This window comes from Sphingobium sp. (assembly GCF_032153725.1).
Classification (GTDB): domain Bacteria; phylum Pseudomonadota; class Alphaproteobacteria; order Sphingomonadales; family Sphingomonadaceae; genus Sphingobium.
On the sequence record NZ_JALDYQ010000049.1, the window covers coordinates 16,796 to 41,246 of the forward strand.

20 protein-coding genes are annotated in these 24,451 nt (G+C 62.0%); 9 read left to right on the forward strand and 11 right to left on the reverse strand.

Annotated features, from left to right (window positions below; genetic code table 11):
• Window positions 1–23: 23 nt before the first annotated feature.
• Window positions 24–1,217, reverse strand: coding sequence for an acetyl-CoA C-acetyltransferase (locus tag RUH75_RS15625; protein WP_313807632.1), 1,194 nt, complete (start codon window positions 1,215–1,217; stop codon window positions 24–26).
• Between the two features lie 81 nt (window positions 1,218–1,298).
• The gene (locus RUH75_RS15630) at window positions 1,299–1,427 is read right to left on the reverse strand and encodes a hypothetical protein (protein ID WP_313807634.1); all 129 of its coding nucleotides are present in this window, start codon (window positions 1,425–1,427) and stop codon (window positions 1,299–1,301) included.
• A gap of 40 nt (window positions 1,428–1,467) precedes the next feature.
• Here RUH75_RS15630 and RUH75_RS15635 point away from each other — a divergent pair, with 40 nt between their 5' ends.
• On the forward strand, window positions 1,468–3,864 hold the full coding sequence (locus RUH75_RS15635) for a TonB-dependent receptor (protein ID WP_313807637.1): 2,397 nt from the start codon (window positions 1,468–1,470) through the stop codon (window positions 3,862–3,864).
• Window positions 3,865–3,920: 56 nt separating this feature from the next.
• On the opposite strand, the gene RUH75_RS15640 is transcribed toward RUH75_RS15635, so the two are convergent.
• The gene (locus RUH75_RS15640; RefSeq protein ID WP_313807639.1) at window positions 3,921–5,075 is read right to left on the reverse strand and encodes a Gfo/Idh/MocA family oxidoreductase; all 1,155 of its coding nucleotides are present in this window, start codon (window positions 5,073–5,075) and stop codon (window positions 3,921–3,923) included.
• 171 nt (window positions 5,076–5,246) lie between these two features.
• Window positions 5,247–6,989 carry an N-acyl-D-amino-acid deacylase family protein gene (locus RUH75_RS15645; protein WP_313807641.1) on the reverse strand — a complete coding sequence of 581 codons (1,743 nt, stop codon included), beginning with the start codon at window positions 6,987–6,989 and terminating at the stop codon, window positions 5,247–5,249.
• Window positions 6,990–7,091: 102 nt separating this feature from the next.
• On the opposite strand from RUH75_RS15645, the gene RUH75_RS15650 reads away from it, so the two are divergent.
• The 5 genes from RUH75_RS15650 to RUH75_RS15670 all read left to right on the forward strand — a co-directional run bounded on the left by RUH75_RS15650 (window position 7,092) and on the right by RUH75_RS15670 (window position 11,492).
• The gene (locus RUH75_RS15650; protein WP_313807644.1) at window positions 7,092–7,736 is read left to right on the forward strand and encodes a helix-turn-helix domain-containing protein; all 645 of its coding nucleotides are present in this window, start codon (window positions 7,092–7,094) and stop codon (window positions 7,734–7,736) included.
• A gap of 102 nt (window positions 7,737–7,838) precedes the next feature.
• Complete coding sequence (locus RUH75_RS15655; protein WP_313807646.1) at window positions 7,839–8,807, forward strand: SDR family NAD(P)-dependent oxidoreductase; 969 nt, start codon at window positions 7,839–7,841, stop codon at window positions 8,805–8,807.
• Window positions 8,804–9,721 carry an acyl-CoA thioesterase domain-containing protein gene (locus RUH75_RS15660; protein WP_313807648.1) on the forward strand — a complete coding sequence of 306 codons (918 nt, stop codon included), beginning with the start codon at window positions 8,804–8,806 and terminating at the stop codon, window positions 9,719–9,721. The genes RUH75_RS15655 and RUH75_RS15660 overlap by 4 nt, the downstream gene beginning before the upstream one ends.
• Window positions 9,722–9,811: 90 nt before the next feature.
• A complete protein-coding gene (locus RUH75_RS15665; RefSeq protein WP_313807650.1) occupies window positions 9,812–10,669 on the forward strand; it encodes a TauD/TfdA family dioxygenase in 858 nt (285 codons plus the stop codon).
• 4 nt (window positions 10,670–10,673) lie between these two features.
• A complete protein-coding gene (locus RUH75_RS15670) occupies window positions 10,674–11,492 on the forward strand; it encodes an enoyl-CoA hydratase/isomerase family protein (RefSeq protein ID WP_313807652.1) in 819 nt (272 codons plus the stop codon).
• A 37-nt stretch (window positions 11,493–11,529) separates the two neighbouring features.
• On the opposite strand, the gene RUH75_RS15675 is transcribed toward RUH75_RS15670, so the two are convergent.
• The gene (locus tag RUH75_RS15675) at window positions 11,530–12,516 is read right to left on the reverse strand and encodes a TauD/TfdA family dioxygenase (protein ID WP_313807654.1); all 987 of its coding nucleotides are present in this window, start codon (window positions 12,514–12,516) and stop codon (window positions 11,530–11,532) included.
• 366 nt (window positions 12,517–12,882) lie between these two features.
• On the opposite strand from RUH75_RS15675, the gene RUH75_RS15680 reads away from it, so the two are divergent.
• Complete coding sequence (locus tag RUH75_RS15680) at window positions 12,883–13,989, forward strand: amidohydrolase family protein (protein WP_313807656.1); 1,107 nt, start codon at window positions 12,883–12,885, stop codon at window positions 13,987–13,989.
• Window positions 13,990–14,125: 136 nt separating this feature from the next.
• Here the strand turns inward: RUH75_RS15680 and RUH75_RS15685 are convergent, their stop codons facing one another.
• Window positions 14,126–15,241: an alpha/beta fold hydrolase gene (locus tag RUH75_RS15685; RefSeq protein ID WP_313807658.1), complete on the reverse strand. Its 1,116-nt coding sequence runs from the start codon at window positions 15,239–15,241 to the stop codon at window positions 14,126–14,128.
• 160 nt (window positions 15,242–15,401) lie between these two features.
• Here RUH75_RS15685 and RUH75_RS15690 point away from each other — a divergent pair, with 160 nt between their 5' ends.
• Window positions 15,402–16,247: a metal-dependent hydrolase gene (locus RUH75_RS15690; protein WP_313807673.1), complete on the forward strand. Its 846-nt coding sequence runs from the start codon at window positions 15,402–15,404 to the stop codon at window positions 16,245–16,247.
• Between the two features lie 31 nt (window positions 16,248–16,278).
• Here the strand turns inward: RUH75_RS15690 and RUH75_RS15695 are convergent, their stop codons facing one another.
• The 4 genes from RUH75_RS15695 to RUH75_RS15710 form a co-directional block, all read right to left on the reverse strand.
• Window positions 16,279–17,853, reverse strand: a complete 1,575-nt coding sequence (locus tag RUH75_RS15695) for an AMP-binding protein (RefSeq protein WP_313807660.1) — start codon at window positions 17,851–17,853, stop codon at window positions 16,279–16,281.
• Window positions 17,854–17,973: 120 nt separating this feature from the next.
• A complete protein-coding gene (locus tag RUH75_RS15700; RefSeq protein WP_313807662.1) occupies window positions 17,974–19,302 on the reverse strand; it encodes an MFS transporter in 1,329 nt (442 codons plus the stop codon).
• A complete protein-coding gene (locus tag RUH75_RS15705; RefSeq protein ID WP_313807666.1) occupies window positions 19,299–20,774 on the reverse strand; it encodes an aldehyde dehydrogenase in 1,476 nt (491 codons plus the stop codon). Before RUH75_RS15705 ends, RUH75_RS15700 begins: the two co-directional genes overlap by 4 nt.
• A gap of 59 nt (window positions 20,775–20,833) precedes the next feature.
• Complete coding sequence (locus RUH75_RS15710; protein WP_313807668.1) at window positions 20,834–21,622, reverse strand: SDR family oxidoreductase; 789 nt, start codon at window positions 21,620–21,622, stop codon at window positions 20,834–20,836.
• Window positions 21,623–21,805: 183 nt separating this feature from the next.
• Between RUH75_RS15710 and RUH75_RS15715 the strand changes: the two genes are divergently transcribed.
• The gene (locus RUH75_RS15715) at window positions 21,806–23,479 is read left to right on the forward strand and encodes a GMC family oxidoreductase (RefSeq protein ID WP_313807669.1); all 1,674 of its coding nucleotides are present in this window, start codon (window positions 21,806–21,808) and stop codon (window positions 23,477–23,479) included.
• Window positions 23,480–23,588: 109 nt separating this feature from the next.
• On the opposite strand, the gene RUH75_RS15720 is transcribed toward RUH75_RS15715, so the two are convergent.
• Window positions 23,589–24,347 (reverse strand): SDR family NAD(P)-dependent oxidoreductase, encoded by a 759-nt coding sequence (locus RUH75_RS15720; RefSeq protein ID WP_313807671.1) that lies wholly within the window; start codon window positions 24,345–24,347, stop codon window positions 23,589–23,591.
• Window positions 24,348–24,451: the final 104 nt, after the last annotated feature.

The following is a 24,451-nucleotide window of genomic DNA, read 5'->3' on the forward strand; positions in this document are numbered from 1 at the left end:
GGCTGCCGGGACATAGGGCCGGATCAGACGCGTTCGAAGATGGCCGCCGCACCCTGGCCGCCGCCTACGCACATGGTTTCCAGTCCATAGCGCGCGCCGCGCCGATGCATTTCGTGCAGCATGGACGCCAGGATGCGCGCGCCGGTGGCAGCGATCGGATGGCCCAGCGATATGCCACCGCCATTGACGTTGAGCCTTTCCGGATCGTTCCAGTCCCACCCTTTGAGGCAGGCCAGAACCTGCGGAGCAAATGCTTCGTTCAGTTCGACAAGGTCGATATCGCTCCAGCCAAGGCCGGTCTGGCGGAACAGCTTTTCCACCGCGGGAACAGGACCGATGCCCATCACGCCCGGATGGCATCCGGCGACCGAATAGCCGACGAAACGCGCCATCGGGACAAGGTGCAGCTCCTTGAGCTTTTCCTCCGACACCACCAGGCAGGCGGCGGCGGCGTCATTCTGCTGGCTGGCATTGCCGGCGGTGACGATGCCGTCCTTCATGAGCGGGCGCAGAGCGGCCATGGATTGGGCGGTCGCGTCGGGACGGATTCCTTCGTCCCGGTCAACGACGACCTCGCCCTTGCGGGTCTTGACCGTTACCGGCACCAGCTCATCGGTGAATTTGCCCGCGTCCCAGGCAGCGGTGGCCCGCTGATGGCTGCGGGCGGCATAGGCGTCGGCATCGGCGCGTGCGATTTCATGGTCGCGCGCGACATTTTCGGCCGTCTCGATCATGCCGGAAATCACGCCGAAGCGTTCGACCGGTTGCGACCGTTCACGCTGACGATCCAGCCGATCATAGAGCATTGCATTGCCCGCGCGCATCCCCTTGCGCATGCCGTTGGTATAATATTCGACATTGCTCATGCTTTCCGCGCCACCGGCCAGGATGACGTCGGCCATGCCCCCCTGTACCATGGCAGCGGCGGTCGCGACGGCGGTGAGGCCCCCCGCGCAACGGCGGTCGAGTTGCATGCCAGGCACTTCCAATGGCAAATCGGCGGCCAGCGCCGCCCAGCGGCCGATGCTGGGCGCTTCGCCATTGGCGTAGCTCTGCGCCAAGATGACATCGTCGATCGCTGCCGGATCGATGCCGCTGCGCGCGACGACCGCTCGGATGACCGTCTCCGCCAGCCGTTCGGCAGGCATGTCGGCCAGTGACCCCAGATATTTGCCGACTGCGGTGCGGACGGGCGAGACGATATAGGCTGTACGCATGAATGTGACCCCGATCGAATCATGAAGCGCGATGTTCGCCCGCCCTATAAATGCTGCATGGGCGAAAGGCAGAGGGTTGGATCATTCATCACGTGCCTGATAGCGATCGGCATCGATCAGCCCATGACCGACGGCGAAAGCATCATGAATGCGAACTCTCCGCCATGTTTCATGCATGAGTTGTGTAGTGATCACTACATTGATATCCATCCAGCCCAGAGATCATCAAGAATCGTTGGGGAGAAAGAGGATGCGTGGACGGTTGAAGGCGTTGCACATTCTGGGCTTCGGGTGCAGCGCGCTGGTCTGGATGCCTGCTGCGGCTCAGGTTCAAAAGGATGCGAAACCGGAGCCCGCGGTCCGGTCTGACGAGATCGTCGTGACGGCCCGCCGGCGCGAAGAACGATTGCAGGACGTGCCGGTTGCCGTGACGGCGCTGGGCACGGAAGCGATCGAGCGGCAGGGCGTCGTCAGCGTGCAGGATATTCGCCGCATCGCGCCTTCCACCAATGTCAGCCAGAGCGCTGGCGGCGGTCGCCAGATTCCGCTGTTCACCATCCGCGGCCAGCGGCAGGGCGACACGCTGGCCTCGGTCGACCCGTCTGTTGGCATTTATGTCGGCGACCAATTGTTCAAGCGGACCTATGGCATAGATCAGGTGTCGTTCGACCTGGCTTCGGTTGAAGTGCTCAAGGGCGCGCAGGGCACATTGTTCGGTCTTAACGTGACGGGCGGTAACATCATCTTCCGTCCTGCGCTGCCCACCGAGCAGTTCGAGGCTTCCGTCCTTGCCGGCATCGGCAATTTCAATGATCGGAAGGTCGAAGGCTATGTCAACATTCCATTGGGCGAGAAGGCGGCTCTGCGCATTGCAGGGCGCTATGAAAAGCGCGATGGCTATGTGCATGTAACGGCACGCAACGGAGCCGAGCTGCTGCGGCCTGAATTCGTGAATGGTCATGAGGTCTATACACCGGCCGGCAAGGAAGAGGACGCGCAGGATCTGGACGGGGGCGCGTTCCGCGTGACGCTGAAGCTCAATCCGACGGATCGGCTGGAATCCATCTTCACCGGCAATTACATGCGTTCCGGCACGAACGGCAGCGGTTTCAAGATGACGCAATTCGTCTCGCCGAGCACGCTCACCACCTTCCAGACCACGCCGGTCGTCCAGGCGGCCTATGATGATAGCCAGAGCCTGGGCTTCTACGATGCGCGTTCGAATGTCCGCTCCTTTGCCCGGACAGCACCGGCCTGGAATATCGCCAACACGACGAGCTATGAAATCAGTGATGCCGTGACGTTGAAGAACATTGTCGGCTATCGTGAATATAAGACCAGCAATTTCGAGAATATCGACGGTTCCGACCTTCGATACATGGAATATGGCACGAATCAGAATGGTCGGGAAATTTCGGAGGAATTCCAGATCCTGGGCCGGGGGGACGAGCTGGACTGGATCATCGGTGGCTATTACATGCAGGAAAAGGTGGATGCCTATTCCAATTCGACATCGCTGATCAGTCCCGCTTTCGACGCATTCCAGACGCCCTATAATGTGTTCGAAAATGTCAGGAACACCACCAGGTCGGTCTTCGGCTCGGCGACCCAGAAGCTGGACAATATCGTCAATGGCCTGTCCCTGACACTGGGCGGTCGCTATACCTGGGATACGCGTCAGGCGGAATTCGGCACCATCTACCTGATCGGAACATCGGGGCAGCGCTGCGGTTTCGGCGCGGATGTCTCGGCCGCGCCGGGCAATCCCTATGATTTTGATCCGGCAACCTGCTTCGTGAACCTGAAGAAGAATTTCTCGAAATTCACCTATACGGCGACGCTGGACTGGAAGGTCACGCCGGACCTGCTCGTCTATTTCTCCAATCGCAAGGGGTATCGCGCCGGCGGTTGGGGCACGCGATCACAGTCGGCGGCTCAATTGGTTCCGTTCGATCCCGATACGGTCGTCGATTTTGAAATCGGGGCCAAATATAGTCACCGCTTCGACAATGGTGGGTCATTCAGCCTGAATGCCGCAATCTATCGATCAAACTATTCGGACATTCAACGTCTGGTTCCCTATCAGGACCCGGTCACGAAACTGGTGTTCACGAATGTCGTGAACGCCGCCAATGCCCGCATTCAGGGTTTCGAGGTCGAAACCACGCTGAAGCCGACCGGATTCATCGAACTTGGCGGGTTCGTGTCGCACACCGATCCCAAATATAAGCGCTTCGATATCTTCGACTCGACATCGGGCACTATGGTCAACGTTGCCAATGTCGCGGACTTTTCCGGCGCGCCCAAATGGCAATATGGACTATCGGGTCGTGTGTCCGCCAATCTGGGATCGGTCGCCGGGCAAGGGGCGGTGCAGCTGACCTATTATCATCAGTCCAAATTCTCGATCCAGGATCGCCCCTATCACGCCATTTATGGCATGACGCCGGGCTATGGCCTTGTGAACGGCCGCATCGAACTCAACCGGATCGCCGGCCAGAACGTCAATGCAGCCTTTTTCGTGAACAATCTGCTCGACAAGAAATATGTCGTCGCGAACTATTCGCTGGAAAATGAGATCGGTTTCTCCTCCCAACTTATGGGTGCCCCCCGCTTATATGGTCTTGAGGTCCGCTTCACCTATTGAGCCATAACGGCAAGGAAAGGGGCGCGCGCCGATGGCGCGACCCCCTTTTTCCATATTCAGCCCATTTCCGTCATGCGAACCCAGCGCCGTTCGACATTGGCGCGCTCGACCGCCTCCACCACGCGATGGACCGCGGCCGCTTCGGTGAAACTGGGCGATCCTTCATGGCCGTTGCGGATGGCCTCGACCATATGGTTGAACATCCAGTCCATCGCGGCGAAGGGGCGGGGTTCGGGACTGGTATTCGCCATTCCGGGCACGGCATAAAGCGTGGGATCGATCACCACTTCCTCGCAGGTGCGCTGACCATAGGTCAACAGCCGCGCATCGCCCGCATAGAGCCGGGCCGACGGGAAATTGCCGAAACTGTCATCGACCAGCAGCAACCTGCCCCGGTCACCCCAGATTTCGATCCGCCAGCCTTCGGTATCGGGCACGCACCAGCCCGCCTGCAGGCTGCCGACCGCGCCATTGGCCATGCGCAGGGTGGCGCTGCCCAGATCATGCGTTTCCGGGCGCAGCACTTCGCCATTGGGCAGATGCCATTCGGGGACGCCGGTGGTCAGCATGCCGGTCGCTTCCTCCACCGGCCCGATCAGATGGGTGAGGAACAGCAGCGCATGAGTGGCGAAATTGCGCCAGGCGCTGCCGCCGCTGTCCTTCTCCGCGAGCCAGTAATAGGGATCGGTATGCTCGGAATAGGCACAATAGGCATAGGGTTTGTCGTTCGCGACGATCAGCGGCAGCATCAACTGCACGTTGAAGCCGAGCGGGCGGCCGATGAAACCGGCGTCGATCATCGCCTTCATCTGCTGCGCATGGGGTGCCCAACGGAACTGCGCATCGACCACGCCGACGACTCCCGCCGCCTTCTGCGCGTCGCGCATAGCCTCGGCATCGGCCAGGCTGACCGCGAAGGGCAGCGCGTCATAGACATGCTTGCCGTTGCGCAGTGCCGCCATGACCATCGGAAAGCGGAAGGAGGGGCGGGTGCCCACGTCGATGATGTCGAGGTCCGGATCGGCCGACATCTCCTCATGGTTCCAATAGGCCCTGGGAATGTCATATTCGCGGGCGGCGCGCTCCGCCGTTTCCTGCCGCGAGGTGCAGATCGCCGCGACCTCCACGCCCTCGATCCGCCGCCAGGCCGCGCCATGGACCTTCAGGCTCCAATTGGCGCTGATGATCCCGACCCTGAGCTTGTCCGCCATGGTCCTTCTCCCAAAATGATTGTAATTGGACTGGATAGTCCAAATAATCGAACCTTTGACAAGGGCGAAGGGGATCGAGGATATGATATGCTGAAGGCCGCGGTTAATGCCGCGCCAGCCCCCTTTTCGCCACGCGTCCCCTTTTGCCGCGCGGCCACCTGATCGGCAGGATCAGGAGATTTCGCGTTCGGCCTCGGCCTTTGTCCCGGGCGCGTTCTTGACGCCGCGGACCAGACGGCCGGGCAGGGCGCCGGTGGCTTCGCCGTTGCGATAGGTGACGGTGCCGCTGACGACCGTGGCCACATAACCCTTCGACTTCTGCGAAAGCCGTTTGCCGCCGGCCGGAAGGTCGGCCTTCATCCGTGGGCGGTAGAGTGTCATATTGTCGATATCGATGACGTTGAGATCCGCCTTGTAACCGACGCCCACGACACCGCGATCCTCAAGGCCGATCGACTTAGCCGGCTGGCTGGTCAGTGCCTTGATGATGGTCGTCAGGTCCAACCCGTCGCGGTCCAGACGGCCCGTCAGCAGGTAGGTGGTGTAGGCCGCATCGCAGATCATGCCATAATGGGCACCGCCATCGCCCAGCGCGACGATGCTGTTGTCCTGACCGATCAGGTCGCGGGTCTTGGCCAGATATTCCTGAACTTCGGAGGAATAGGAGCAGAGGATGGCGCGACCTTCATCCTCCAGCAGCGCGTCATAGATGAGTTCCCGGGCCGGTATGCCGCGACGGGCGGCTTCCGCCTGCAAACTGTCTTCAGGCTTGAAATTATAGTCGGCCGGATCGGAAATGCGGTATAGCGCGGTGATCGATTTCAGCAGGCCGACGAAGGCGGGATTGGGATCTTCCGGCTCTTCCGCCAGCAGGCGCGCGCGTAGTTCCGGATCGCGCATGCGTGCGACCTTTTCTTCCAGCGGCAATTGCGCGAGCGGCCGGAAACCGGGATTGAGCGAGAAGGGGTGATAGCTCAGATCAAGGCCATAGAGCACGCCCATCGGACGCGGCATGAACTGCGCCCGGATGGTCAGGCCATCGCTGGCTGCCTGTTTGATGCCTTCGACATAATTGTCCCAGTTTTCCGGCCGGGTGGGTATGGCAATAAGGCTGAAAGTCACCGGACGACCAGTCCGTTCGGCAATGGCGCGGAAGATCGCCAGTTCCGTTTTTGCATCATTGTCGAGATTGGGGTTGCACTGGAAAACGCCGGAGCCCGCATCCTTCAGGCCTTCGGCGAGCGCGAGCACCTCGTCCAGTTCGGTCGTGACCGATGGCGCCAGCGCGCCCGAACGGAAACGGTGGAACAGATTGCGCGAACTGGCGACCCCAAGCGCGCCGGCCTTGACCGCTTCACTGACGCAACGGCGCATTTCGACCAGATCCTCCGGCGTCGGCGGCTCCAGATCGGCGCCGCGCTTGCCCATTACATAGACGCGCAGCGGGCTGTGCGGAATCTGAGCGGCAAAATCGACGTCGGCCTGCCGCTGATCGAGCGCATCGAGATATTCGGGGAAGCTGCTCCAGTTGAAGGGCACGCCTTCGGCCATGACGACTTCGGGAATATCTTCCACGCCTTCCATCAGCTTGATCATCAGGTGATGGTCGCCGTCGCGCACGGGAGCAAAGCCGACGCCACAACTGCCCATCACGATCGTCGTGACGCCATGGTCGGAGGACGGCGCCATCTGGCTTTCCCAGGTGATCTGGCCGTCATAATGGGTGTGCGCATCGATAAAGCCCGGCGTCACGGCCAGGCCGGTGGCGTCGATTTCCTCCTGCCCCTGGCCATCAATGGTGCCGATTTCGACAATCACGCCGTCGCGAACCGCCACGTCCGCAGCGAAGGGCGCGGCCCCCGTGCCGTCGACCACGGTTCCGCCACGGATCACCAGATCATACTGATTGCTCATATCGCCTCCTCTCAGCTTCCTGCCGCGCGGGCTCGGCGGGGCCGTTAAATAGCAAATACTATTTAACTTGCCATTGGGTGGAAAACAATGCTAAATCGCGGCATGCACGATTTTTCCTCCCAAGGGGTGTTGAAGGCCCCGCAACGCCGCCTGCGCCGGACGACAGCGGAAATTCGTGCGCTGATATTGGAAGCGGCCCGCGCGCTGTTCGCCGAGCGCGGCTTTTCCGGGGCCACCACGCGGCATATCGCGACGAGGGCGGAAGTGGCCGAACCGCTGATTTTCAACAATTTCGGCAGCAAGGCGGCGCTGTTCGCCGAAGCGGTGATCGAACCCTTCAACACCCGCTTCAGCGAATTCCTGGCGAATAGCGATCGACTCCCTCCGGATAGAGAGCGACGCAGCGCGCATTTCGTGCATACGCTCTATCCGTTCCTGCGGGACAATGCCGATCTGCTGTTGGCCCTGGTCAAATCCAATGGAGAGATGGAGGCGACGGCGCTGCACGGGCTGGACGATTATTTTTCACGCGCGGTTGCCCGGAAGCGTGAGCAATATGCGCAGGCGGCGTTGCAATTCGATGTGCCACCAGAACTCGTCGTGCGCTACGCCTTCGGCATGCTGGCGGGCGCGGTGCTGTTCCGCGACTGGTTCTTCCCCGATGAGGCGCCGGAGGAGGGCGTTGCGGAAGGCGCGCTGGCGCGCATGCTGTTCAAGGCGACCGAGCCCAGACAGGCGGAGGGCTGACCTCCTCCCCTTCGACAAGCATCACATGGCCGAAATCCATCCGGTCCGGCCTTGGCCCGGCACGGGTCGTTCGTCATGGTCATGGCGACAGGAGAGTGATGGATGGCCGGGATCGACTTCAGCGGGCAGGTGGCGGTGGTGACGGGCGCGGGTGGCGCGCTTGGCTCGGCCTTTTGCCGTGAGTTGGCGCGGCGCGGAGCCGCGATCGTCGCGAATGATCTGGGCGGCGCGCCCACGGGGGAAGGCGCATCGCGCGGCTATGCCGACGCCATTGTCGAGGAACTGAAGGACCAGGGCGGCCGGGCGGTCGCCAATTATGATACGGTAGCGACGGCAGCGGGCGGGCAGGCGATCATCGACACGGCGCTGGCCGCCTTCGGTCGCGTCGACATCGTCATCAGCAACGCTGGGAACCAGCGCAATGGCGCCTTCGGTTCGCTCAGCGAGGAAGATATAGAGGCGGTCTATGCCGTTCATGCCAAGGGCGCCTTCAACGTCTGCCAGCCGGCCTATCGCGAAATGGTGCGGCAGGCTTATGGCCGGATCGTGCTGGTCAGTTCGCAGTCGGGGATATTCGGCAATCCCTTCCGCGCCAATTATGGCTCGGCCAAGACGGCGCTGATCGGCCTGATGAACGTGATCGCGCAGGAAGCGCCTGACGGCGTGGTCGTCAACACGCTTTTTCCCAACGCCCAGGGCGGGCGACTGGGCGGAACGCCGCTGGAACAGCGCCCCGACATCGCATTTCTTCGGGCGGCGGGTGAACGCTCCCGCCATTTCATCGACGGCATGAAGCCCGATTTCGTGGCCGCGCTGGCCTGTTACATGGCCAGCCGGCAGTGTGATCGATCCCAGCACATGTATTCGGTGCTGGGCGGCAAATATTCCCGTCTGTTCGTTGGCCTGACGCAGGGTTGGTACAGTCCTGGACCGGTGGCGCCGAGTGCCGAAGACATATGGGCGCATATTGGAGAGATTGACGATCGGTCGCGCTATGACGTCCCTCGGAGCGGTCTGGATGAGATGGACAGCGTATTGGCGGCGCGCCGGGCGCTTGGGCTGGAAGGATGAACGGTGCAGGGGCGATGATCCACGATGACGGAGCGGTATCGACGCGTGATTCCGCTGTCGATATCCTGGCGCTGACCGAAAGCGGGCCCGACGCATTCAGCGCTGGATCGGGCACGATCAATCATATCGGGACGGTGTTCGGCGGTCGGCTGCTCGCGCAGGCGCTGGCCGCCGCCGTGCGGACGGTGGAAGCGCTGCCGGTCAGCTCCCTCCACGCCTATTTCCTGGCGCCCGGTCTGACCAACCTGCCGCTGGACTATCGGGTCGCGCGACTGCGCGATAGCCGCCGCTTCGCCAACCGGCAGGTGACGGCCTTCCAAGAAGGGCAGGCGATCTTCACGGTGATGTGTGAATTTCACGCGCCGGAACCGGGCTTCGTCCATCAGTCCGTTGTCATGCCGTCCGTTCCGCCGCCCGAGCAGGTGGCCCCGGTGCAGCATTTCGTACGGGACAGGGAAGCGGAACTGAACGAGGCTGCCATCCGTAATTTTTCTGGTGCACTGCCCGTCGAGATGCGTCCGGTCGCACCCGAAGCCTATTTCATGCAGCGCAAGGAGCAGCCCGAGCGCGCCTTCTGGTTCCGTCAGCCGAGCGCCGCGGAAATCGACGATCCGCGCCTGCATCAGTGCCTGCTGGCCTTTGCCAGCGACTATTGGCTCGGCGGGGTGGCGGCGGTGCCCCATATCTTCCCGACCAACAGCCGGGAATTCCTGATTTCCAGCCTGGATCATGCAGTCTGGTTCCATCGCCCCGTGCGGTGCGGCGAATGGCTGCTGCACCATACGGTCAGCCCGTCGGCGAGCGATGGCCTGGGCCTGTCCTTGGGACAGATCTTCGACCGGCAGGGGCGGCTGGTCGCGTCCACGGCGCAGGAAAGCCTGTTGCGCCGCATTGGCCAGTCATCGGCTACCTGAACAGTGGCGCGAACGGCGCAATGACGCTTGCGCGCGTTGCCCGATTGACGGCTAACTGAAGCGGAAATCATGCGCGCAGGAGAATTTGCCATGGCCATCCAAGCCGTCGCCATGTCCCCCGCCATCGGATCAATCGTCCATGGTCTGGACCTGTCGAAAGACATGTCCGACGGTACGATGCGGGACCTGATCGAACTGCTGTTCGAACGGGGCGTCATCGTCCTGCCGCGGCAGATGCTGAGCGATGCCGACTATGTCCGATTTGCGGGCTTTTTCGGCCGTCCACTGGAATTTTTCATTCCCGAGCATCGCAATGCCGATCACCCCGAGATCATTCATATCAACAATGATCCGGCGACGCCCCTTTCGGTGCGTGACGGCGCTGTCCACTGGCATTCGGACAGCAGTTATGAGGCGGAACCGGGCGCCGTCACGATGCTGTTCGGCAAGGAAGCGCCCGATGCCGGTGGTGAAACCCATTTTGCCAGCACGACGGCGGCCTATGACAGCCTGCCCGAAGAGATGAAACGCAGGATCGACGGGCTGGTGGCAATCCATGAACTGGGACGCGCGCCCTGGATCGAGGGGGAGACGCAACCAGACCCCAATCGGCCGGTGCGCAAGACCGATGCGCCCGATCATCCGCTGATCATGACGCATCCGGTGACGGGCCGTAAGGGCATCTTCACCTCCGGCACGGCCTATGCCATCCACGGCATGGACGATGCGGAAGCGACCGCGCTGATCCGCCAATTGCGCGAACATATCGTCCGGCCCGAACATCGTATCAGCTACAAGGTGCAGGCGGGCGATATCGTGTTGTGGGACAATTTCGGCACCGTGCATTGCGCGACCCCGATCGAATATTCGGACGAGGATGGGAAGCGGCGCCTGCTGCACCGGATCAGCACCAAGGGGATGCCCGCCTTTTCCGGCATGGCGGCCTGACGCCGTGGGAGAGCCTGCGAGCGAAGCCGACATCCTACTGGATCGCCCCGAAGTGGGCATCTGCGTGATCACCCTCAACCGGCCGTCAAGGCTCAATGCCCTGCTGCGGGACACGGTCGGGCGCCTCAATGCGATGCTGGACGATCTGGCAGCGGACCCTGAATGCCGCGCCGTCATCATCACCGGCGCGGGCCGGGGCTTCTGCTCGGGCCAGGATCTGGAGGCGTCCAACGCGCGCAACCAGACGGGCAGCAGCGGGGTGGTCGAAAAGCTCCACTGGCAACAGCAGTTCGCCGGCATGGGCGGGCGCATCCGCGCGATGCCGAAGCTGGTGATCGCTGCGGTCAACGGTCCGGCGGTTGGCGCGGGCATGGCGATGGCGCTCAGTTGCGATGTCCGCATTGCAACGTCCTCCGCGCGTTTCCTCGTGGCGGCGGTGCGCATCGGCCTGACCGGCGGGGAAAGCGGCATCAGCTATCTCTTGCCGCGGATGATTGGCGCTTCCCGTGCGTTCGACATCCTGCTGACCGGCCGTTCGATCGAAGCGGAGGAGGCAGAAAGCATGGGACTGGTCCGATCGATTTCGGCGCCGGAAAGCCTGCTGGACGATGCCATTGCCTATGCGCGTTCGGTGCTGGCGAACAGCCCCTATTCGGTTGCGCATACCAAGAAGCTGATGTGGGCCAATCTCGACGCCAACAGCTACGAGGCTGCGGTGGAGGCCGAAAACCGGGTGCAGATACTGGGTACGATGACGCAGGATTATGGCGAAGCCACGGCGGCCTTCATGGGCAAGCGCCCGCCGCACTTCACGGGACGATAAGGGACGTGGCCGGATCGGACCGGCCACGCCCGTCCCGTCAGTCGACGATCCGCTTGACGGTCCGGTTGCGGTCGAGCGTCGGGTCAAGATAGCGGCCGACTTCATAATCGCCCATGATGGTCGTGCGCCGCGCCCTGCGCGCGCAGTCGAGCGGCACGCCGTTCGCCATATGGATCATTCGCCAGTTGTCCCAGACGAGCATGTCGTTCTTCTGCCAGCGGTGGAAATAGGCATGACGCTGATCGACCAGATGTTCCGTCAGTTCGGCCAGCAATGCGTCGCTCTCCTCCTGTTCCATGCCGAGTATATACCAGGCCTGGAGTGGCGAGATCTTGAGTGCCTTCCGGCCTGTCTCATGCTGGGTGATCACCATCGGATGGACCGAGGGCGGGAAATCATAGCTGGACTGGCTTGCCGGGCGGTCGCGCGGCAGCGCGCGCAGATCGTCAGGGACGCCATAAGGGCATTGGGTGAAGTCGGTGACGAAGTGATAGACCACCTCCATCCCTTCGATCCGTTGCTGCATGGCGGGCGAAAGGCGTTCATAAGCCTCGATCGCATCGATGAAGCCGGTTTCCCCCATCTCACGGGCGGGCTTTTCCATGCGCAACACCGCACCGCGAACGATGGTCGGCATGAAGGACTGGTCCCAGTGCCAGGGAATATAGCCCGCCCGATCCTTTCCGCCGAAATGATAATGCTGCTGAAAACGGGGCGACTTGTCGTCCGGATCATAAGCCAGCGTCATCATATACTGATTGTTGGGGTCGTTCATATCGGCGGTGGCTGCCGGTTCCATCTCACCGAATGCGCGGCTGAGTCGCATTTGTGCCTCATCATCATGACTGGCATCGCGAAACAGCAACAGGCCCGCCTCGATCCAGATGTCGCGAATGGCGGCGACCGTGGCGTCGTCCAGCGGCCGGGAGAGATCGAGGCCGCTCACCTCCGCGCCAAAACCGGCGGCAAGTGGCCGGACCGTCAGCCCTGTGCGGTCCCTGAGCATGATATTCCGGGTTGCCATTCCACCATCTCCTCATTGTTTCTGTCTCGGCATGATCGGCGTTGTCGCGGCGAGCCGAAGGGTAAAGGCCGCCGGCAGCCGATTGCCGACCAATCTTCTGTTCCTTCTAAACCTCAATGCTTCTCCGCATAATCCGCCAAGTTTCAAAAAGACTATTCCATGATTCTGAACAATTGATCGGAACATCCGGTCTTTCATCGATTTGATCCGGGACAATCATGGTCCATTCATCAGAATTCTGATGAGATGGTCAGCAGCACTGGGCGACGGGGCAGCGCGTTCCAGAACATGGTATGCATGACCATCATCGCGGCACCGGCGGACGCCTGATGGCGGCCGACGACATTGCAAGAAAGGTCAACAGGGATGAACAGCTACTTCGCTACGCCGTGGCCCCGGGACCGGATCATTCCCGCGCCCGTCTGGAAGCGCCCGGAAGGTTTGCGTGTGATTTCGGCCGACGATCATCTGATCGAGGTTCCCGGCCTGTGGGAAGACCGGCTGAAAGGCGCGGACAAGGATCGCGCGCCCAAATTCTGGAAAGACGAAACCGCCTTTCATCTGACGGTTGACGGTGAGTCCTATGACGTGCCCGGTTTGCCGCCGGAATTTCCCGAAGGCCGTGAAGGTTTCTGGGACGTGTCGAAGCGTCTGGCCGACATGGATGCAGAGGGGATCGACGCCTCCATCGTCTATCATGGCCGGCTGAACAGCCTTATCCGCATGGCGGACAAGGAACTCTGGTTCCGCTGCGTCGATGTCTGCAACGAATGGGCGGCAGAATGGAAGGAGGCCGCGCCCGACCGGCTGTTCCCGGTCGCTCTGCTGCCGACCTTTCTCTGGCCGGAACAGACCAGGGATTATCTCCAGAAGCTGAAGGCGCTAGGCTTCAAGGCGATTGACATTCCCGTCAATCCCCGGGGCGTGCGCTACAACAGCAAGGATATGGACCCGATGTGGGCCGCGATCGAGGAAAGCGGCTTTCCGGTGTCGTTCCACATCGGCGCCTATCTGCAATTTAGCGGGCGCGGATCGCTGGGCGCGAACCTCAACGCCAATCTGATGCCCTTCACAGGCCTTTTCGGGCAACTGGTCTTTTCGGGGGTATTCGACCGCTTCCCCGGCCTCAAGGTCGTCTTTACCGAAGGCGGCGCGAGCTGGGTGCCGGGCACGCTGGAAAATGCGGACAAGGTGGCTCGCGACTATGCGACCGAATTGCGGCCCAGGCTGGCGCAGAAGCCAAGCTGGTACTGGCATAATCACTGCTACACCACTTTCATGGAAGATGATGTGGCGATGGAGAATATCGCGCGTATCGGCGCCGACCGGGTCATGTGGTCGGTCGACTATCCGCACCCAGAAGGCGTGATGGGCAATAGCGACGCGATCATGAAGGGAATATTCGACACCGTCGGTGAAGAGGGCGGACGAAAGATCGTCGGCACGAATGCGGCCGAAATATGGGGCATCTGAGCGGGTAGCCAGGGCAGGGCCGGTCATTCGTGCAGGAATGACCGGCCCTTTTTATGTCAGCCCGAATATGTTCTCGTCTGAGGGGAGCCGGTTTTGCGCGAAAACGATGTGAAAGCAAAATGCGCGCCCTGGACGATCAGGGCATCGCTCCCGACTGCGCTTCGAAAAAGGTGATCACGTCGCGGGCAAAGGCTTGCGGTTCCTCCATCGCGGCGAAATGGCCGCCTGCTTCCATCTTTGTCATGCGCACCACATTATATTGGCGTTCGGCCAGCGCGCGGTTCGGCATGGGATAGAATTCGGCCGGGAAATGCGCGAGCGCTGTCGGCGCAGTGACGAATCCGGCCGCCATCGCATCCTGACCAACGCCATAATACATCCAGATCGAGGACATCACCGCATCATTGACCAGATAGGTCATGAGGTTGGTGATTAGATGATCCTTGCTGAACCGGCTCTCAATGTCGCCCTTGGTATCGCCCCAACCCCGGAATTTCTCGACCACCCAGGCGGCCCAGCCGACCGGATTGTCGTGCAGGGCGAGGCCGATGGTCTGCGGTTTGGTGGCCTGTTCATGCTGATAACCGCTTTCGGCCTCCATCAGCCTGCCGACGGATGCCCAATAGTCGATGAGTTCCGCGTCCGCGTCGGGACCGGGCGGAGGCGGCATGAAGAAGTTGAGGTGGATCGCCGCGACGGCATCGGCATGGGAAATGCCGAGCTGCGTCGTCACGGCCGAGCCCCAGTCGCCCCCCTGCGCGAAGAAGCGCGGATAACCAAGGACGTCGATCATCAGCTTGCGCCACAATGCCGCGACGCGGGCAGGGCCGATGGGTCGGGGCGGCCTGCCGGACCAGCCGAAACCGGGGAGGGAGGGGACTATGACGGAAAAGCCCGCCTCGACCAACAGGGGGATCACCTCCTGAAATTCGACGATCGAACCCGGCCATCCGTGGGTCAGCAGGATGGGAAGCGGATGCCGTCCATCGCCCTGCACATGATAGAAATGAATGAGGATTCCGTCGATTTCGGCAAGGAACTGCGGCCAGCGATTGAGCTTGGCTTCTTCGTGCCGCCAGTCATAGCCTGCGCGCCAATAATCGACCAGATCGGCCAGATAACGCGCATCCATGCCGTAACGCCACTGATCCTCATCATCCGGCATATAGCCGATCCTGCTGTCGGCCAACCGGGCCTGGATGCGATCAAGCACGGCTTGCGGCGCATCGATGCGATATGGTTGCGGTTTCATACCCCTCTCCTTGCTCCATTCATTCTATCCGGCTTCGTCTCAGCGAGGAGGCTGAACGAGGAGGCATCACAGCCATGATCCGATGAGCCACTGCTGTGACAGGGTATGCCAGCTGTGGTACGGTATCGTATCCTGACAGGAGAGGGAGGGAAATGTGCCGATGATCGTGCGTTATCCACGGATTGATTATTCCAAAATCCGGGCGCATTGGGCGCCGAACATCGCCTTTGCCCAGTTGCAGAATGCGACGTCGATCATTCCCGGCCCGGTTGAGCCCTGGCTGATCAAGGTGCTGCAAAAGGCGATGGATTTTCTGCCGGCAGACAAGGAGAAGCTGAGGGAGGATATGGCCACCTTCATCGGGCAGGAGTCCCAGCATTTTCGCCAGCATCGCATGTTCAACAAGGTCATCGCCGCGCAGGGTTATCCGGCCCTTGCCGGGTTCGAAAAGCAACTGGCCGATGATCTGGAAGGCTTTTGTCAAAACCGCTCGCTCAAATTCATGCTGGCCTATGCTGACGGGTTCGAATCCCTGGGCGCGGTGCAGGGCGGCATCTGGTTCGGGCGTATGGACAAATTGATCGAAGGGGCTGATCCCAATGCGATCGCCCTGTGGAAATGGCATATGGCCGAGGAATTCGAACATCGCGAAGTCTGTTTCCAGATTTACCATGCGCTCTACAGTCGTGGCCTGTGGGGCAAGATCTGGAACGGCTATTTCTACCGTATTTACGGCTGCCTCTACGCCATGGTCCATTTATGGGGTTATATGGGCCGGATGTTTTCATACATGATCCAGCAGGACATGCTGTCGATGAATGCTGAAGAACAGGCCGCCTTTGGTCGTGACATCAAGGCATTGAAGCGCTTCCAGACGCGCGTGTTTTTCCCGCAACTGCTGAAGAATTTCCTGCCCTGGTATAATCCGGGCCGCAAGCCGACGCCGGTGGGGTTGTTTGAATATCTGCGTGAATTTGAAAAGCGTCCGCAGGAGGCGGAGGCCTGAACCATCCCCGCCGATCAGGCAGCCTGGCAGGTCAGGCGACCTTGATCATCTCCTTCAACGCGAACTTGATGACCTTGCCGGTGGAATTCATCGGCAGGGCATCGAGGAAGGTCACGCCGCGCGGCACCTTGTAATTGGCGAGATTGGCCTTGCTCCAGGCGATGATCTCCTCGCCGGTGATCGTCGATCCGGCGGAACGGACGATGAAGGCATGGCCCACTTCCCCCAGTCGCGCATCCGGTATGCCGATGATGGCGGATTGGTGGACGCCGGGAAGGCCGGTCATCTGCTTTTCGATCTCTGCCGGATAGACGTTGAAGCCGCCGACAATATACATGTCCTTCAGCCGGTCGGTCAGCTTCAGATAGCCGTCCGCATCGAGATAGCCGACATCACCTGAATGGAGCCAACCCTCTGCATCCAGCGTCGCCCTGGTGGCTTCGGGATTGTCCAGATATTCGATCAGCAGCTTGTCGTCGCGGATCAGCACTTCACCCGGTTCGCCGATGGGCAGCGATTGGCCGTCGGCGCCGGCAACGCGTATCTCGGTGCCGGCTATTGCCGTGCCGACGGTATAGGCAACCCGCTCCATCGGGTCACCGGGCCGGGTATGGGTGGCCGAGCCGCAGCATTCGGTCATGCCATAGCCGGTCGTGATCTCGGTTATGGTGGTTTCGGCCCGCAGGCGCTTCATCAGCTCGATCGGGACGACCGTGGCCCCGGTCGACAGGAAACGATAGCTGGACATATCCCAGTCGCGCCAGTTGGGGTGGGCCAGGATTTCCTGAAACACGGTGGGCGGCGCCGGCATGACCGAAATGCGGTTGTTGGCGATCAGGTCGAGGACTGAAACCGCGTCATAGCTTTCCGGCCAATAGACGGTGCTGCCGCCTATCAGCCCCGTGACCCAGCCTGCCTTGTACGATGCATTGTGGGAGAAAGGACCGAAGACGCAATAATGGTCGTCGGGCGTCAGGCGCGTTATGTCGGCCCAGATGCGTCCGCCAACCACCGAGCGGCTATGGTCGAACAGGGCGCCCTTGGGCGTACCTGTCGTGCCGGAGGTGAACATGAGGTCCGCCAGCGTGTCGGGTTTCACCATCGCTTCGCGCTCGGCCAGCTGCTCGGCACCGGTGTTCTCGGCCATCGCGACGAAATCTTCCCAGCGGATTTCGTCCGGCCCCAACTCCGCGGGAGCGGCGCGCAGGACGATGCGGCGGCGCAGGCCGGGCATGGCTTCGTCCTGCAACATCCTGGGATAATAGCGGCCGAGAAAATTGCCGATTGTGAAGAGCCGGACGATTTTGCCCCGGCGGATGATGTCGCCGATCTCACCGCCTTTCAGCCGCGTATTGAGCGGCACCATCACGCCGGCCGCGCGCTGGATGCCGATTGCCGCGGCGACCCATTCCCACATATTGGGCGCCCAGATGGCGGCGCGGTCGCCCGGTTGCGCGCCATCTGCGATCAGCGCCTTGGCGATCAGGTCAGCCTGACGGTCGAGTTCGCGATAGCTGATCGCGCCGTCGACCTGCGAGACAAGCGCCGCGCGATCCCCATAACGGGCAGCGGCGTTGCGCATCAGGGCAGGAATGGTCGTCGTCATGATTCTCTACTCTTCAAGAAGTCCGGGTTCCGGTTTTGCGCGATGCAGCATGGTGGCAAGGCGGCTCATCCGATAGAGGGATGCGCGATATCAGCGCAATTGTGATGGCGGCGGCACATTTTATTGATCCAGCAGCCGCAGGAAATCCTTTCTGGCTGACCAGACCATCCATGCGCTCAGGGGACCGGCGGTGAGCAGGCAGGTGATGATCGCATGGCCGATCTTCATCGGATCGCCAAAGACATGGTCGGTCAGAAAGCCGATCAGCATCGGCCCCACCGCATAGCCGCACAGGTTCGACGCCAGCACCATCAGCGCGGCGAACCGGCCGCGCATCTCCGGCGGCGCGATCATCTGCACGGCGGCCATGGTCGGACCGTAACTGGACCCCATGGTCATCATCATCAGAGTCACGGCGGCGAACAGCAGGTTGAGATTGCCGATCACAAAGGCCACGGCAAGTATCGGAGGGATCAGGATGCAGAAGCCCGAGAGCAGCCGCAGCGCCATGTCGCGGGTGCCCCGCGTGAACTGGCGGTCGATCAGCAGCCCGAGGGCCAGTCCGCCCAAAACGCCGCCGACAGCTACGGCGAGCGCCATCATCGTGCCGATTTCCGCCGGGCTGGCGTTCAGGACGCGACGGGCATAGGTCGGGGTCCACACCATGGTTCCCTGGAGCGCCACCGCCATGATCGCCGAACCGAGGATCATGCCGATCATCAGGCGCGCATGGGTGCCGATATAGCGGAAGAAGGCGCCCCATCCGGCCTGATCCGGTCGGGAGAGGGGCGCGGCACGGCGCACGGGATTTCGGATGGCGAAGGCCAGGAATGCGACCAGGACGCCCGGCAGGCCAGTGACGATCAGTACCTGCCGCCAGGGCGCCAGCCCTGCAAAGGGGCCGCCCAGCGGATCACTGCCAAAGCGCTGGAGCAGGAGGCCGCCCAATGCATAGGAGAGCGAGATGCCGATAATGCCCGACACGGTGAAGCAGGCCATTGGCGTGGTCAGCCGATGGCGCGGGAAGATGGAGGAGAGGAGCGACTGCCCGGCGGGCGAAACGCCCGCCTCGCCGCAGCCGACCATCAGCCGTCCCGCAAACAGCTCGCCATAATTGCGCGCCAGCCCGGTTCCCGTCGCCGCCAGCGACCAGATGAAGACGCCGGCGAACATGATGGCGCGCCGCGAATAACGGTCCACCATGCCGCCGATGACAAGGCCCATGACGCCATAGAACAGGGCGAAGGAAAGGCCCTGCACCATGCTGATCTGGAAATCGTTGAGCGACAGGTCAGCTCGCATTTCCGGGATGAGGACCGACATCACCTGCCGGTCGATCATCGATATGATCTGGAAGATCATTAGCACCGCGACCGTCCACCAGGCAGTGCCGGCCTGATAATTGTCCGGCCAGTCCTGCCTGCGCCCGGTCGCGACCCGCATCTTCATGAGCGCAGGTGGCTGGGCAGTTCCTGCATGAAGATCGCCTTGATCTCGGTGAAGCTGTGCAGCCCTTCGATGCCGCCCTCCCGACCGACGCCCGACTGCTTGAAGCCGCCATAAGGGATGGTATAGTCGATCACGCGGCCATTATGGCCGAAATTGCCAGTCCGGATACGGCGCGCAATGGCATAGGCGCGATCCGTATCTTCGGTGAAGACGCCGCCGGAGAGGCCGTAATTGCTGTCATTAGCGATGGCAACGGCTTCCTCCTCACTGCCATAGGGGATGATCGTGCCCACGGGTCCGAAAATCTCCTCGCGCGCGATGATCATGCTGTTGTCGGCGTCGGTGAACAGGGTTGGCTCCACAAACCATCCCTTGTCCAGATGCGCGGGGCGGTTGCCGCCGGTCACGACCTTTGCCCCTTCCGCCTTGCCTTTTGCGATATAGTCGAACACCCGGCCATGCTGGTTGCGGGTGATGAGCGGACCCATCTGGGTCGCCTCGGCAAAGGGATCGCCGACGGTGACATGCTGCATCGCGGCGGCCAGTGCGTCCGCCACCGCGCCTTTCAGGGCATGGGGAACCAGGATGCGGCTGAAGGCGGCGCATTGCTGTCCGCACAGGCCGACCAGGTTTGGCATGATGCCGGCCACGACCTTGCCGATGTCGGCGTCGTCCAGGATGATGGCGGCGGACTTGCCCCCCAGTTCGGTCGTGATCCGGCCGCTGCGTCCGCTGACGACCGACGCGATGTGCAGGCCTGCCGCGGTGGAGCCGGTGAAGCTGACCTTGTCGACTTCGGGCTTGCGGATCAGATAATCCGACACGTCGCGGTCGGCGGTCAGAACCGAGAACACGCCTTCCGGCACGCCGGCGGCGGCCACGCATTCGGCCAGGATCAGCGCCTCCAGCGGGGTTTCGGGCGAAGGCTTGGCAATGATGGTGCAACCTGCCGCCAGCCCCGCCGCGACCTTCAGCGACAGCGTGGCGAGCGGCGCGTTCCAGGGCACGACCGCAGCGACGACGCCGACCGGTTCGCGGGCGATGATCGCATGGCCGCCCATCATGGATTGGCGCACTTCCTCAAAGCCCTGCTCGGCCAGATCGGCGAAATAGGTGTAATAGCCGGCCATATAAGGCGCAGTCTGCGAGGATTGCGTGTAGGGCATGCCGACCTGAAGCGTCCAGGCGTGGGCGAAATCATCGGCGCGCTTTGCCATTTCCTCTGCGATGCGGCGCAGATAGGCCGCGCGTTCGGCGCCGGACATGCGTGGCCAGGGGCCGTTGTCGAACGCGTCGCGGGCAGCGGCGACGGCGCGATCCATGTCTGCCGTTGTCGCCTTGGCCACGCGGCCGATCTTTTCCTCGGTCGAGGGCGAGATGATCTCGATGCCGTCGGAGCCGGAGGAGCTGGACCAGCCGCCGCCGATGAACAGCTTTTCGGGACTTGCGAGATGAAGAAGAGTGTCGGTCACAGGGCGTTTTCCTTCCAGGTGAGCGGTGGTGATGGACGGGCGAGCGCCGGCCCGGATGTTCAGGTTTCGACGACGATGGGCAAGGACAGGATATTCGCCACGCCGCCGTCTACCGGCAGCATGTGGCCTGTAATATAGGCGGAGGCATCGGACGCGAGGAACTGGACCGGCCCGACCATTTCCCTGGGATCGCCGAACCGGCCGATGGCGATGGCATCGCGGAAGATCCTGGCCCGCTCCGGGTGACCCACGGTCGGCGCGGCCATGTCCGTATCGAAAAAGCCCGGCGCGATGGCGTTGCAGGTCACGCCATGGGGTGCAAGATCGGCGGCGACCGCGCGCGTCAGCCCCAGCACGGCATGCTTGCTGGCGACATAGGCGGACAGATTCGGCCGCCCGGTATCGGCGACATAGGAGGCGAAATTGATGATGCGCCCCCATTTGCGCTCCACCATGCTCCTCGAAAGATCGCGGCACAGGATGTACATGGATGACACGTTGACATCGAACATATTGTCCCAATGGGTGAGCGTCGACTGATGCAGCGCGCCCCAGCCGCCGATCGCGCCATTGTTCACCAATATGTCGATGATCGCCCCTTCGCCGGTCAGCTGATCGGCCGCGGCTTGAACGGCGTCCAGATCGGCAAGATCGAAGGCGATGGTCCGGGCCTTGCGGCCCAGCGCGCGGATTGCCCCGGCAGTTTCCTCCAGCTTGGCATTGTCCCGCGCGGCGACGATCAGATCGGCGCCCGCTTCCGCCAGGCCAAGGGCGATGGCCCGGCCCAGTCCGCGGGAGGCGCCGGTGACCATAGCCGTGCGTCCTGCGAGCGAGAAAAGCGTCGTCATTCCATCCTCATCCCTGGCTCTATAAGCTTTGTGCCATCGACATAGCGCGGGCGCGGCCCCGATTTCGATGGCTCATGCCAAGCCATCATAAGAGCGATGTTCTGTGCTCCGGTCCGACAAATTGATTGTGGCCGGACCCGCTTTAGGCGTCAATGCCATGACAGAGCAAAGGAGAGCGACAGCATGGCCGAGGCGGCGAATGGCAGCATGGAAGCGGACTATATCATTGTCGGCGCGGGCTCTGCCGGTTGCGTCCTTGCCAACCGGCTCAGCGCGGACGGGCGCCATCAGGTCGTCGTGCTGGAGGCCGGCGTCGACGACCGGCCGCAGCGGCATTTGATGAATCCCGCTCAGGCATTCAGTTCCCTCAATATCCATGTGCCGGCGGGCTTCACCAAGATGTTGAATGATCCGCGCGTCAACTGGAACTATATGACGGATCCAGATCCGAACACTGATGGGCGCCAGCATTCCTTCCCGCGTGGCAAGGTGCTGGGCGGCTCTTCCTCGATCAATGGCATGTTGTGGGTGCGCGGTTTGCCGGAAGATTATGAGGGATGGCGGCAGCGCGGCCTCACCGGATGGGGCTGGAGCGATGCGGAGCGCTATTTCCGGAGGATCGAGAATCAGCAGGGGGAAGGCGTCACCAGGGATCAGCAGCAGGGGCCGCTCAACATCTGCGATGTGCCGATGCAGCACCGGATGCTGGACGCCCTTGCTAAGGCGTTCGAGGAAGCGGGCGCGCCGGTCGCCGCCGATCTGAACGGCACCACGCGCGAAGGCGTCGCGCGGGTTCGCCTCAACGCGCTGAAGGGGCTTCGCAACTCGGCGGCGGTTGCCTATCTGCACCCGGCCATGCGGCGATCGAACGTGCAGGTCATCACCGAGGCGCTGGTTGCGCGGGTGCTGTTCGAAGGCAAGAAGGCCGTCGGCATCGAATATTGGAAGGATAATGAGCGACGGCAAATCCGCGCGCGCCGCGAAGTGATCCTGTCGGGCGGCGCGATCAATTCGCCGCAGTTGCTGGAACTGTCGGGCATTGGCGACGCGGAAAGGCTCAAGGCTCTGGGCATTGCGACCCTGGTCCACAGCCCGCAAGTCGGCGAGAATTTGCAGGATCATTATGCATCGATGGTGCGGGCGCGGCTCAAGCCCGGCACCCCCAGCCTGAACCAGATGTCGCGCGGATTGCCGCTGATGGGGCAGATGCTCCGCTTCGCCTTCACCCGGACCGGGTTGCTGGCATTGGGTGGGGCCAATCTGACCGCCTTCCTGAAATCGGACCCCGCGCTCGACCTGCCCGATCTCCAGTTCTTCGCCAGTCCCGCCACGATCGATTTCGAGGCATTGGCGAAAAGTGGCACGATGTCGATGGAAAAGCAGGCCGGCATGACCGTTGGCGGCTATGTCATGCGACCGCAGTCCAAGGGCGCGATCCACGCCAGGACACCCGATTTCCGCGATGCTCCGTCGATCAAGCCCAATTACCTGTCAGCCGAGGCCGACCAGCGTGCGCAGATCGCCGTCCTGCGCTGGGCGCGGCGGGTGATGGCCAGTCCGTCGCTTGCACCCTATTTCGACCATGAACTGACACCTGGGCCCGCCGCACAAACGGATGAGGCATTGCTGGCGTTCCTGCGAGCGAGCGGATCGACCGCCTATCATCAGGCCGCTACCTGCGCGATGGGGATGGACGAGACTGCCGTGGTTTCGGGCGAACTCAAGGTCAATGGCGTTGACGGGCTGCGCGTGGTCGATGCGTCGGTCATGCCTGCCGTGGTGTCCGGAAACACCAATGCCGCCACCATGATGATCGCCGAAAAGGCATCCGACATGATCCTGGCCGACGCGCGCTGAGCGCCTGGAGCATCGTACGCAAAGCCTGTCCTGAGTAGGGAACCGGCTTTGCGTACGATGCGATAACAGAGAAGTAGAGCGCGCGTCCCAGGTCGGGCGGGGCAGGGGGTCAAACCTCTTGCCGCACCTGCTCGCCGAAAAGAAGCAGTGACTGGTCGGTGGGCAGGGCAGCCCAGATCTGGCGCGCGGCGGTATCGATATCCATGATGCCGACGCCGCTTGCCATCTGCTTGCGCATCTGTGGCGCCAGCGGATAGTCGCTGTCCGCCATCGTCGCGATGTGCCGGGTGAGCGATGTGTCGACGAAGCCGGGCCGCACCGCCGTGACCCAGATATTGCGCCTCTCGCGCAAGGCAAGTTCGCGTCGCGCGACACGCACCCACATTTCGAGAGCGGCCTTGCCTGCGCAATAGACGGTCTGTCCGACCGTCGGCGAGCGTGCCGAGGAGGAAGACATCATCACCAACCCGGCTTCCCCTGCAAAGCCACTTTCGCGGACGGCGTGCAGGAACATTTCACCCAGCCGCAAGGGCGCGGCGACATTGGCGATGATATCCCGTTCATAATCGTCGGAAGGCACTTCTCCGGCAAAGCCAGTCATGCCTTTCAGATGGGCGTTCTGGATGAAGATGGCGCGCTCACCGCGAAAGGTGCGGAGCGTCTGCGTGAAGAGTGCCGCAATGCCGGGCCAGCTCGTCTGGTCGGCCAGATCCAGATAATGACTTTCATAATCCGGATGCTCGCGGCGGGAAAGGTTGACGATCCGTGCATTCGGATAGGGAATATTGCGTGCGAGTCCCAATCCTATCCCTTCCGTCGCGCCCGAAATCCAGACGAGACTCGATGAAGAACAGTCCGCACTTTGCATGTACGGATGAGTAGGCCGATGATCTGCCCTGTCAAACCATGATGCTGCTCCATCGCATGGATGATGTGGGGCTGTTGATGGCTTGCACGTCTGTTGGCGGGGGT